Origin of the sequence: Methanobrevibacter oralis (assembly GCF_001639275.1) — an archaeon.
Lineage (GTDB): Archaea > Methanobacteriota > Methanobacteria > Methanobacteriales > Methanobacteriaceae > Methanocatella > Methanocatella oralis.
This window is the reverse complement of sequence record NZ_LWMU01000075.1, coordinates 1-13073: the sequence shown is the minus strand read 5'-3', so window position 1 is coordinate 13073 and position 13073 is coordinate 1. Positions and strand designations below refer to the sequence as shown.

At 25.3% G+C, this 13073-nt stretch carries 8 protein-coding genes; all 8 read left to right on the top strand.

Features of this window, described 5'->3' with window-relative positions:
* The first annotated feature begins 151 nt into the window (after positions 1–151).
* Positions 152–1033, top strand: coding sequence for a DNA methyltransferase (locus tag MBORA_RS06500; RefSeq protein WP_063720411.1), 882 nt, complete (start codon positions 152–154; stop codon positions 1031–1033).
* Positions 1034–1042: 9 nt separating this feature from the next.
* The gene (locus MBORA_RS10990) at positions 1043–1528 is read left to right on the top strand and encodes a DNA methyltransferase (RefSeq protein WP_231476130.1); all 486 of its coding nucleotides are present in this window, start codon (positions 1043–1045) and stop codon (positions 1526–1528) included.
* A gap of 13 nt (positions 1529–1541) precedes the next feature.
* Positions 1542–2882, top strand: a complete 1341-nt coding sequence (locus tag MBORA_RS06490; protein ID WP_211258396.1) for a site-specific DNA-methyltransferase — start codon at positions 1542–1544, stop codon at positions 2880–2882.
* 9 nt (positions 2883–2891) lie between these two features.
* Complete coding sequence (locus tag MBORA_RS10985; RefSeq protein WP_042694824.1) at positions 2892–3380, top strand: DNA methyltransferase; 489 nt, start codon at positions 2892–2894, stop codon at positions 3378–3380.
* Between the two features lies 1 nt (position 3381).
* Positions 3382–4851, top strand: coding sequence for a site-specific DNA-methyltransferase (locus tag MBORA_RS06480; protein ID WP_063720409.1), 1470 nt, complete (start codon positions 3382–3384; stop codon positions 4849–4851).
* 8 nt (positions 4852–4859) lie between these two features.
* The gene (locus tag MBORA_RS06475; RefSeq protein WP_063720408.1) at positions 4860–7838 is read left to right on the top strand and encodes a type III restriction-modification system endonuclease; all 2979 of its coding nucleotides are present in this window, start codon (positions 4860–4862) and stop codon (positions 7836–7838) included.
* Between the two features lie 167 nt (positions 7839–8005).
* On the top strand, positions 8006–10693 hold the full coding sequence (locus MBORA_RS06470) for an AAA family ATPase (protein ID WP_052331873.1): 2688 nt from the start codon (positions 8006–8008) through the stop codon (positions 10691–10693).
* Positions 10694–10701: 8 nt separating this feature from the next.
* Entirely contained in the window at positions 10702–11997 is a 1296-nt protein-coding gene (locus MBORA_RS06465; protein WP_063720407.1) for a hypothetical protein, read from the top strand.
* Positions 11998–13073: the final 1076 nt, after the last annotated feature.

Here is a 13073-nt window from a genome sequence, read left to right as displayed (position 1 = left end):
ATATTATACAACCGAAAATCAGTTAATTAACTTATTTAAAGATAAATTTTATGAAATTATTGGCTTCAAATCATTTTATGAAAATTGGCTAAACCTATATGGTAAAAATTTTTAGAGAAAAACTATAATTAATGGAATTAGAAATAATTATTTGGCTTTTAAAAAGAATAATAAAGGAGATATTAAATTAGTTCAAAAGAACTATGAATTTTTTAATACAAGTACTGAAGAAATAATTGAAGAATATAAAATTCCATATAGAAACATCATAGATTTTACAAATACTTCTGATGGAACTAAAGATTTAAAAAATATTTTTGGTGAAAAAAAATATTTTGAGTATCCTAAACCTATAAAATTGATTGAACATTTTGTTGATATTAGTTTAAATGAAAGTGATATTATTTTAGATTTCTTTTCAGGATCTGCAACTACAGCTAATGCAGTTATGAAATTAAACAGTAAAAAATTTAAAAGAAATAAATTTATAATGGTGCAAATTCCAGAAGAAACTGGAGAAAACTCTAATGCTTATGAAGATGGTTATGAAACAATTTGTGAAATTGGTAAGGAGCGTATTAGGCGTGCTGGTGATAAGATTGTTGAGGAATCTGGAAATAAAGATTTAGATATTGGATTTAAGGTGTTTAAATTGGATTCTTCAAATTTAAAAAAATGGGATCCAGATTATAATAATGTGCAACAATCATTAATAATTGATAATATTAAAGAAGGAAGATCTAATGAGGATTTAGTTTATGAAATCATGCTTAAATCTGAATACGGAATAGATTTAACATTCCCAATTGAAGAGATTAACAACATTTATTCAGTAGGTTTTGGTGCTTTAGTATTCTGTTTAGATAATAATATAACAAGAGAAATAACTGGTGAAATAATAAAGCTAACTAAAAATGCATCTAAATCTAGAGTAGTATTTAAGGATTCTGGTTTTAAATCTGATGTTGATAAAACCAACATTAAAGAAATTTTATTAAGAACAAATAATATAAAAGAATTTATTACGATATAAGTGATTATGATGAATGAAATAAAGTTAACAGGTGAAAGTAAAAACATTGTTTCAGACAATATTTCTAAATTGAAAGAAATTTTCCCAGATGTAATAACTGAAAACAAAATTGACTTTAAAAAATTAGAACTGATTTTAGGTGAGGATATTGATGTTTTTCATGAAAAGTATAGTTTTACTTGGCCAGGTAAGATTCAAGCTATTAAAGAGTCTCAAAAACAGTCTACTGGAACTTTAAGGCCATGTCGTGAGGAATCAAAGGATTGGGATTCAACTCAAAACTTGTATATTGAAGGGGATAATCTTGAAGTTTTAAAGCTTTTACAAAAAAGTTATTATAATAAGATAAAATGTATTTACATAGATCCGCCTTATAATACTGGAAAAGATTTTATTTATAAGGATAATTTTAAAGATAACTTAGAAAATTATTTAGAGCTTACAGGACAATTAGTTACAGGAGAGAGAGAGAGAGAGAGAGAGCATTGGTATTAAATTAAGCACAAACATGGAGGCTTATGGTCGTTTTCATTCTAATTGGTTGAATATGATGTATCCAAGGTTAAAATTAGCTAAAAATCTTCTTAATGATGAGGGAGTAATATTTATTAGTATTGATGATAACGAATTTAGTAATTTAAAAAAAATTTGTGATGAAATTTTTGGTGAAACTAATTTTATTGCCACTATTTGTCAAAAATCTCGTGGGGGTATTTCTAACGATAAAATTATTTCTGAAAATCATAATTATCATTTATTTTATGCTAAAAATAAGTTAAATATTCATAAAAATAGACTAAATTATGGCATTAGAAAAAGTGAAGAAGATTTTAAAAGATTCAATAAAGATGATGGGGATGGTAAAGGTCCATATTCATTAAATCCAGTTAGTGGTCCTGGAGGAGCTAGAAAAGGCAATCCTTATTATAATTTTTTAGGAGTTGAAGGTTATTTTAGATTTTCTGAAAAAAGAATGTCTAATATGTATGATGAAGGTAAAATAGTTAAAATTAACAATAATTTATATCAAAAAACTTATTTGAATGATTTAAAAAATAATGTTAAAAAAATTAGTACATGGTGGGACAATGTTGGAACAACAAGTAATGGCACTAAATTAATTAAACAGTTGTTTTCAGAAGGAAATGTTCCTATATTTGACCATCCCAAACCAATTGAATTAATTGAATTAATGATTGAATATTGTAATTTTCATGAAAATGATTTTATATTAGATTTTTTTTCGGGTTCGGCTACCACTGCCAATGCTTTATTAAAAACAAATATTAAAGAAAATAAAAATTATAAATTTATCATGATTCAACTTCCAGAATCTACTGATGAAAAATCTGAGGCGTGTAAATCAGGTTACTCAAATATTTGTGAAATAGGAAAAGAACGTATTAGGCGTGCTGGTGATAAAATTGTTGAGGAATCTGGTAATAATGATTTAGATATTGGTTTTAAAGTGTTTAAATTGGATTCTTCTAACTTAGAAAAATGGGATCCAGATTATAATAATGTACAACAATCATTAACAATAGATAATATAAAAAGTGATAGAACTAATGAGGATTTAGTTTATGAAATAATGCTAAAATATGGAATAGATTTAACACTACCAATTGAAGAGATTAACAACATTTATTCAGTAGGTTTTGGTGCTTTAGTAATATGTTTAGATAATAATATAACAAAGGAAATAACTGGTGAAATAATAAAGCTAACTAAAAACGCATCTACTTCAAGAGTAGTATTTAAAGATTCTGGATTTAAATCTGATGCTGATAAAACAAATATTAAAGAAATTTTAAGAACAAATAATATAAAAGAATTTATTACAATATAAGTGATTATGATGAATGAAATAAAATTAACCGGTGAAAGTAAAAACATAGTATTTGATAATATTTCTAAATTAAAAGAAATTTTTCCTGAGGTTATAACTGAAAATAAAATCGACTTTAAAAAATTAGAGCTGGTTTTAGGTGAGAATATTGATGTTTCTCATGAAAAGTATAGTTTTACTTGGCCAGGAAAGACTCAAGCTATTAAAGAGTCTCAAAAACAGTCTACTGGAACTTTAAGGCCTTGTCCTGAGGAATCCAAAAATTGGGATTTAACTCAGAACTTATATATTGAAGGAGATAACTTAGAAGTTTTAAAACTTTTACAGAAATCTTATTACAATAAAGTTAAAGCTATTTATATTGATCCGCCGTATAATACTGGAAAAGATTTTATTTATCCAGATAATTATAAAGACAATTTAGAGAATTATTTAAAAATTTCGGGTCAATTAATTAATAGTAATGTAGGAGAGAGAGAGAGAGAGCATTGGGGTTAAATTGAGTAATAACTCCGAAACTAATGGTCGTTTTCATAGTGATTGGTTGAATATGATGTATCCTAGATTAAAATTAGCAAGAAATTTATTAACTGATGATGGATTAGTTTTTATTTCAATTGATGATAATGAAATTAATAATATTAAAAAAGTTTGTGATGAAATTTTTAGTGAAGAAAATTTTATAACTTCTTTTATTTGGGAAAAGACACAACATTTTGGTAGACAAAAATTAAATTTTTATTCAAATGCAGAATATATTTTATGTTATTGTAAACAGGCAATAAAAAAGAATCTTAAGGAAGTTTTAATTGAGAGATTTAAAACAGAATTAACAGATGCTCCTTTATATAATGCATCAAATCCAGAAAAATCTATTTTATTTCCTAAAAACACTGTTAAATTTAATATTTCAGATGGTCAATATGAAAAAACTACTGATAATAAATATAAACTTGAAACACCGGTAATCGTTAAAAATGGTAGAAATATTAATGATTTCATTTTAAAATTTAGGAGTAGATGGTCAAAAGAAAAAGTTATTTCTGAATTAGATGTAGGTACTTCGTATTGGGTTAAGAGTGAAAATTTTTCTATTAGAGCAATATATAGTGAAGAGAGAATATCCATTGAATCACCAAGACAAATATTATTTACTAATTATAATAATCCTCTAAATACTAAAAATCGATTTGATGATAAAGTAGGAACTAGTGAGGAAGGTAGTAGTAATTTAGAACAATTATTAGAAAATAAGTTTTTTAATTATCCAAAACCAAGTTCATTAATAGAATATTTATTAAGTTTGGTTTCAAACCCTGAAAAAAAAGATTTTATTAAAGATGGATATTTCATTGATTTTTTTTCAGGATCTTCAACAACTGCAGAAGCTATTATTAAATTAAATTCTAAAGATGAAGGGTGCCGTAAATTTATTTTAATTCAAATTCCAGAATTGGTTGATGAAAAATCTGAAGTTTATAAAGTAGGATACAAAAATATTTGCGAAATTGGTAAAGAAAGGATAAGAAGAGCAGGTGATAAAATTGTTGAGGAATCTGGAAATAATGATTTAGATATTGGATTTAAAGTGTTTAAGTTAGATTCTTCAAACTTAGAAAAATGGGATCCAGATTATAATAATGTACAACAATCATTAACAATAGATAATATAAAAAGTGATAGAACTAATGAGGATTTAGTTTATGAAATAATGCTAAAATATGGAATAGATTTAACACTACCAATTGAAGAGATTAACAACATTTATTCAGTAGGTTTTGGTGCTTTAGTAATATGTTTAGATAATAATATAACAAAGGAAATAACTGGTGAAATAATAAAGCTAACTAAAAACGCATCTACTTCAAGAGTAGTATTTAAAGATTCTGGATTTAAATCTGATGCTGATAAAACTAACATTAAAGAAATTTTAAGAACAAATAATATAGAGGAATTTATAACAATATAGGAGATAATATGAAACTTAAATTTGATTCCAATCTTGATTATCAAAATGAAGCTGTTAATTCTGTCATTGATCTATTTAAAGGTCAAAATTCAATGTTTCAGTATTTTACAGTCGTTGGGCAATCTGGACTTACAGATTCGGGTCAAGGTGTTGGAAATAAAATTGACATATCTAAAGAGGATATTTTGGAAAATCTAAGAAAAATTCAAAGTTATTATAAACTTGCTCCAAGTGAATCATTAAATGGCTTAGATTTCAATATTGAGATGGAAACTGGAACTGGTAAAACATATGTTTATTTAAAAACGATTTTTGAGTTAAACAAGGAATATGGATTTACTAAATTCATAATTGTAGTTCCTAGTGTTGCTATTAAGGAAGGTGTTAATAAGACTATTGAAATTACAAAAGAACACTTTAAATCAATTTATGATAATGTTCCATATGATTATTTTGTTTATGATTCATCAAAGTTAGAACAAGTACGTAATTTTGCTGTTAATTCCACTATTCAAATAATGATTATTAACATTGATGCTTTTAATAAAAGTTTTTCGAATCCTTCAAAAGAAACTAAAGCTAATATTATTCACAGAGAGCAAGATAAATTAAGTGGTTATAAACCAATTGATTTAATTGCTGAAACAAATCCTATTGTAATAATTGATGAACCTCAATCTGTTGTTGGAACTAAAAAGTCTGATGCAGCTATTGCTTCTTTAAACCCATTATGCACTTTAAGATATTCTGCTACTCATAAAGAAATTCAAAACTTGATTTATAAACTTGATGCTATTGATGCTTCTGAAAAAGAGCTTGTTAAACAAATAGAAGTAGCTGGTTTTGTTTCAAGTGGATATCATAATGAGGCTTATTTAAAATTGATTTCTGTAAATAATCTGAAATCTCCCATAACTGCTAAAATTGAAATTGATGCTAATGTTAAAGGTTCGGTTAAAAGAAAAACTGTAACTGTAAAACAAGGTTCTGATTTATCTGAAGTTAGATTAGGAAACCGAGACATTTATAATGGATATATTGTTGATGAAATTTACTGTGAGAAAGGAAATGAGTATGTAACTTTTACTCAAAAAGATGAAATTTTACGAATTGGCAAGGTATTTGGGGATGTGGATGATTTAACTCTCAAACGAGCTCAAATTAGAAAAACTATAGAAGAACATTTAGATAAAGAATTATCCTTTGCTAAAACTAAAAATCCTATTAAAGTTTTAAGTTTGTTTTTCATAGATAAAGTTGCAAATTATCGTCAATATGATTCAGAGGGAAATCCAACTAAAGGCAAATATGCGAAAATATTTGAAGAGGAATACAAAAAAATCATTAAAAAACCAAAATATTCTACATTATATGATTATATTGATTTAGATTTAGAAGCAGAAGACGTTCATAATGGGTACTTTTCAGTAGACAAAAAAGGAAAAGTTAAAGATACAAAAGAAACTAAAGCAGGTAAACTTAGGTCAAATAAAGATGATGAATCAACATTTAATTTAATTATGAGGGATAAAGAAAAACTTTTAAGTTTTGATTCAAAACTAAAATTCATATTTTCCCACTCAGCTTTAAGAGAAGGTTGGGATAATCCAAATGTATTTCAGATTTGCACTTTAAACGAAACAACTTCTACAATGAAAAAACGCCAGGAAATTGGTCGTGGATTAAGATTGTGTGTAAATCAAGATGGTGAACGTATACATGATAAAAATATTAATGTATTAACAGTTATGGCTAATGAATCCTATGAAGATTTTGCTAGAAATTTACAAAAAGAAATTGAAGATGAAACAGGTATTAAATTTGGAACAATCCAAAAAACAGATTTTGCACATATCGAATGGACAAATAAAAAAGGTAAAAGAGAACCTCTTGGAAAACAACATTCATTAGCACTATTCAACCACTTTAAACTTAAAAAATATATTAATGCATCAGGAAAAATTCAAGATGCACTAAAAGTTGCTGTAATGGATGGAACAGTTGATGTTCCTCAGGACTATATTGAAATTAAGAATGAAATTGTTGAAGTAATTGAAAAACCAACTAAAAAATTACCAATTAAAAATGCTAATAATAGAAGAAAAGTTAAAGTTAACAAACACATTTATTTAAGTGAAGATTTTAAAGAATTTTGGGATTCAATTAAACATAAAACAACTTATGCTGTGGAATTTGATACTGATGAATTAGTTTCTAAGTGTATTCAAGCAATGCAAGAAAATCTTAATGTTAAAGCACCAAAATTAATTTACACCAAAAGTGGTTTAACAATTGAAGCATCAGGTGTTAATCCTAATGATGATGGAACAGTTTCAACTGTTTATTCAAATGAAGATGAAATTGCACTTCCAGATATTGTAACCTATTTACAAAACGAAACAGATTTAACAAGACGCACTATTGTTCGTATTTTAATTGAAAGCGAAACTATTGATCAATTTAAGAAAAACCCACAGGAATACATGCAAGAAACTTCAAAATTAATAAATAAAGTCATGGCGCACCTTATTATTGATGGAATTAAATACACTAAGATTGATGATTATTATTCTCAAGAACTATTTAAAAATGAGGAATTATTTGGTTATTTAGAACGAAACATGGTTGAATCAGAAAATTCTGTTTATGATCATATAATATATGATAGTGAAGTTGAAAAGAACTTTGCTTTAAGGTTAGACAAAGATCCAGAAGTTAAGTTATATACTAAACTTCCCACATGGTTTAAAATAAAAACACCTCTTGGAAATTATAATCCTGATTGGGCAGTTATGATTGATAAAGATGGTGAGAATAAATTGTATTTTGTTGTTGAAACAAAAGGAACAACAGAATATTTAGGAATTAAAGCTTCAGAGCAAGCAAAAATTGATTGTGGTAGAAAACATTTCAAAGCACTTGGTGATGATATTCACTTCGATGTTGCTGATAATTATGAAAATTTTAAAACGAAAATTGTAAATTAATTTAGTAATTTAGGTTATTTTATTAGCATGATTTTCTTAAATAACATATATTATCCTAGATTATTAACATTTCTAGAAAATTAATATTTTATATGCTAATTATTATTTAATTATTCATAGAGTTATAATCATGAATTATTTGATTAAATAAATTTGCAGGTGACAATATGACAAATATGTGGATGGTTAGAGCTGGAAAAGGTGCTTTTTTAATAGATATTTTTAAGAATAAACAATTAGTAGCTATGGGTTGGGATTTGGGAGATTTATCTGATAAATCTTCAGAGGAAATTACTCAATTAGTTAATATAAGGTATGCAAGATCTAGTAATAATAGAAAATCTGTCATTGCTTCTCAAGAAAGGAAATTTAGGTATGATATTAAAGTTAATGATCATGTTTTAACTTATGATTTAAAGAATAGGCTTTTTTTATTGGGAATTATTAATTCAGATTATTATTTTTCTAAAGAAAAAGTTCATGAGGATTACTCTGATATTCGGGATGTTAAATGGATTGGGGAAATTCCGCGAGATAATTTAAAAGATTCAACAAATAAAACTTTAGGAACAGCAATTACATTATTCAATATTAATGATGATGCTAAGGAGGATATTTTAAGTAATGTTGAAAAGTTAGATTTTCATAAAAAAGAAAGTCCAGTTAATATTTGGAAAATCACAGCAGGTAAAAATGAGGTATCGGATGAAGTATGGGATATTTTTAAAAAAGAGTCTTATGTAGGGATTGATTATTCTTATGGAAACTCTAATATTGATTATTCTAAATTTAAAAGCCAAAATGATATTAAGTCTTTTTTAGGAGATAAAATTACCTCAAAATCAGTTGCACCATCTACTATTTGGAAATTTATTAATGTTGTTAAAAAAGGGGATGTTGTCGTTGTTAACAAAGGTTTAAGTAAATTAGCAGGAATTGGTATTGTCACTGGAGATTTTATTCCTCAAACAGAAAATAATCATAAAAATGAATTTGATTTGAATAATATAAGAAGTGTTGATTGGATTTTAACTCCGGATATCTTAGAAATTGAAGACCATTTTTTTGCACCAACTACTTTTGTTGAAGTTTCTAATTATCCTTATTATTGGAATAATCTTGTTTATGCGATTTCTAGAACTGATGACGTGTTAAAAAATAAAATTTTGAATTTTTTATTTAATGCTTTTTATGATGATTATTTTAATGTTGAGATTGGTAAAACTCATTTCAATAAATATAAATTAGAAAAAGATGAAGTTAATAAAGTTTGGAACGAAATTTTAGATAAATATTCCTCTAATGAATATATTGCTAATGATATTTGGGAAAAACTTTTAAACAGACCTATTAAGGTTCATACTGATGGTGTTAATAATATCAAATCAGCTATTCAAGGAAAAATTAATTATTCTGATGAAGAAATGGATAGGGTAGCTATTGCCTTTTTTGAGGTTATTAAAGATTTGTTAAATGCAGATGATACGATTGCTCAAAAAGAAATTTTAAATGAATATGCTAAAAATGAGTATTCTAAAGGGTTTAAATCATCTAGATTAAGTTCTATTTTGTATTATTTGGATAATTCGTTTTATGTAATAAATAATAAAAGTGTTTATACATTAAAAGCATTATCATGGATGTTTGGTGATGAAATATCATTCGATTCTGATTTAAAACACTATATTGATAATAATGAAAAGTTTAAAAAATTGCTTAATAAAATTAATAATAGCTCAAGTTTTAATAAAATCAACATAAATGATTTTGAAATATTTGATATGTTTTGTCATTGGATGTGTGACAAAAAATTAGGCAATTATGCAGGTAAAAGTCAGTATTCAAGTAAAAATGCAAAAATGCTTCCAATTACTTTGATTAGTAATGATATTGTGATTGAGAAACGTAAATATCAAAAACTCAATTTAAATCCAGATTTATTAGAAGTTAAATTAAGAGAATTTAAAATACTTTCTAATAAAGTAATGCAAATTTGTGCTTCATTAAATGCAGGAAAACACATTATTCTAGATGGAACTCCTGGGACTGGTAAAACAGACCTTGCTTTAAAGTTTTCATCAGCTGCTGAAGAAAATAAATTTATGGATGGTTATATTTTAACAACTGCAACTTCCGACTGGTCTACTTTTGATACCATTGGCGGTTTAATGCCTGGTGAAGATGGTAAACTATCTTTCCATGAAGGTAAATTTTTAGAAGCTATTAGTTTAAATAAATGGTTAATTATTGATGAAATTAATCGTGCAGATATTGATAAAGCATTTGGACAGCTTTTCACAGTTTTATCAGGTCAAAATGTAGAATTACCTTATAAAGAAAATGGAAAATCCATAAAAATTAAAAATTGGGATGAAATTTATTCTAAACATGATTTTAAAACTGCCACATATTATATTGGTAAAAATTGGAGGATTATTGGAACAATGAATGTTGATGATAAAGATTCATTATTTGATTTATCCTATGCATTTATGAGAAGATTCATGTTTATTGATGTTGATTTACCTAATGATGAAGATTATAAAAAGATAATTGAAACTTGGGCTAATAATTTAGATGATGAGTATATTAATCAATTATTAAAAATTCATCAAATAATTCAATATAAAAAAATAGGTCCCGCAATTTTTAAAGACATGATTGATTATATCAAGCAAAGATCTAAGCTTAATAATGATTCTATTGAGGTAGTTTTAACAGAAAGTGTGGAATCGTATATTATTCCTCAACTTGAAGGTTTAAATAAATCTAAAATTGAAAAAATTAGATTATTTTTTGAAAATTTAGGTATAGATGTTAATAAGAAATTAAATGAATTACTCCCTAAATTTTAGGTGTTTAAATGAAACTTAGATATCATAATTCTTTAAACAACTTTGCTGAAGTCAATGATAATAATATGGATTTGATTTTAGCCGATGTTAAAGAATTTCTCCACCTATATTTGTTCAAGGGATATGTATCAGATGATATAAATTTACACATTGAAGATTTATTTAATCTTAAACATGATGATGTATTAACTTTAAAAACAGCACATTTTCTATTAAGTGATGAAGTAAGAAATTTGATTGTTATTTTACCTCAATTAATTAGAAATTTAGCTCATTCAACAAAAAAAGAAACAACTATAATAAATGGAAATGTTAGAGGTAAAATTAATTGGTCTCAAACTATAAAAGAGAGATTATCAAGAGGATTTGATGATAAAGCTTTATTTGTATGTCAACCATCTTTAAAATACTATGATTTAGAAGAAAATCAATTATTAAAATTCCTACTTAAAAAAATAATTTTTTTAAAAGACAACTATTTAGATTTTGTATCGTTATCTAATTTTAATATTGAAGATATTGATTCGGCTAATGATTGGTATGAAATAGTTTCAAATAACTATAAAATGAGTGTAAAAATATTAAACAAAGTTTATTTTGATGAAATTGAAACGATAGAACATATCAAATCAAAACATATAAGAAAATGCTATAAAAATAGAAATACTTTTTATCATATAATTGCAAATGCATATCGACTATATGAAAGATTATTCATTGAAAATGATTTAAATACTTTAAAAGAACTAATTGAAACAAGATTAATAAAAGTGGTGAATCCTGATAAACTATATGAAATATATATTTTCTTTAATCTATTTAAGGACTTAAAAGATGTTAATTATAGAGTTTTACATTCTAAAGGAGATTATTCGACTAATTTTATAATTGATAATGTTAAGGTAACAATTCATTATCAATTCACACCAAATACTCTAAATAATGTTTCGGAATATAAAAAAATCCTGAAAAATTATGAAATAACAGCTCATACAAGGTCTCCAGATATAATAATCGAATTTGAAAAAGAATGTAAATCCTATTATAGGATAATTGAGGTTAAAAACTCAAGCAAAACAAGTTATATAAGAAATAGTCTTTATAAAGTAATGGGTTATTATAAAGACTTTGAAGGAATTAAAAATACGGATAATTTTGGTTTTGTTGAAAACTTTCCAATTGTTTTAGTCACTTGGGGTGGAATTAATATTAAAGAAAATTATGATCCATTTGAAGATAAAATTATAATTTTAAATCGCAATGAATTTTTAGATAATGTAGAAAAATTAATTAAATGTAATTAATTTTCATGATATTTTTTTTTATTTGATTTGTCTGGTTGATTAAGACAAACGAAAGTCATACTCAATTGAAATAGGTGGTCTATTTAAGCAAATCAAAAATTTATGCTGTTTTAATAGTAAAACTATAAGATATTGAAAAGCTAATTAAAAGTTTTTATTTTATTATTTTGCAGTTTGTCATGTTTCGAAAAAGTCTAATTTATAGGGGACTGTCAATTTGTTAGGTCTTTTGTATATAAATAGTGTTTAATTTTTCAATTTTGTCTATTTGGTCTTTTTTTGATTTTACATTTTTGATTTTTACGAAAGTTTTAAATACTATTTGTGTTTTTTATTTCAAATTTTTATTTTTTTGAATTTTATCAAATATTTTAAGCCCCTTTTTTCCTTTTAATTATTCTTTAAATAACTTATTGCTAGTTAAATTAAATTTTAAATGTTAATATTTTGTTTTTGTTAAAATAAAGTATATATAAGTTTATATGGGGTGGAAGGCAAATAATTATATATGAAAACAAAAATCAAAAGCCTTCCATATCTTAGGTTGGATGGCGAGCAATATATATTTATCGGTGATTTTAAAAATCCTATTCGAAAAGGGTTTTTAGATGGAAAAAGCTTTGTTGAAAAATGCTATGTTCAATTAATTCTATCCTATTGAATCAATATTGGATGATAATTATTTTGTTAATAAAAATGGTGAAATAGAAGAGCGTTATCCTTATTGTAAAACATTGTGGTTCTAAAAAAAAGTTTATTAAGAAAGATTTTAATTGGAGAATTTTGTATTTAGAATCTGGTTTGGCTGTTAAGGTGAAAATAAAAAGATATGAATGTCATGATTGTAAAAGAAAATGTCAATCAGAATTCTCTAAGTATTATGAAAAATACTGCAATTTTTCAAATATAGTTTTAGACAAAAAATATTTATATTAAATGTGACTAAAAGTAGTAATATGAGTAGAAATGCTTATATTAATAAAGATATCCCACTTTCTAAAATTCATGAAGTTAAAGCTGATTTAAAGCATTACATAGAATTTTATGAGAAAATAACATTCATTGAAGATATATAT

Bases quoted from the DNA above. Each gene is read 5' to 3' on its own strand.
- MBORA_RS10985 (WP_042694824.1), top strand. From the start codon at position 2,892: ATGAATGAAATAAAATTAACCGGTGAAAGTAAAAACATAGTATTTGAT.
- MBORA_RS06470 (WP_052331873.1), top strand. From the start codon at position 8,006: ATGACAAATATGTGGATGGTTAGAGCTGGAAAAGGTGCTTTTTTAATA.
- MBORA_RS10990 (WP_231476130.1), top strand. From the start codon at position 1,043: ATGAATGAAATAAAGTTAACAGGTGAAAGTAAAAACATTGTTTCAGAC.
- MBORA_RS06475 (WP_063720408.1), top strand. From the start codon at position 4,860: ATGAAACTTAAATTTGATTCCAATCTTGATTATCAAAATGAAGCTGTT.
- MBORA_RS06465 (WP_063720407.1), top strand. From the start codon at position 10,702: ATGAAACTTAGATATCATAATTCTTTAAACAACTTTGCTGAAGTCAAT.
- MBORA_RS06490 (WP_211258396.1), top strand. From the start codon at position 1,542: ATGGAGGCTTATGGTCGTTTTCATTCTAATTGGTTGAATATGATGTAT.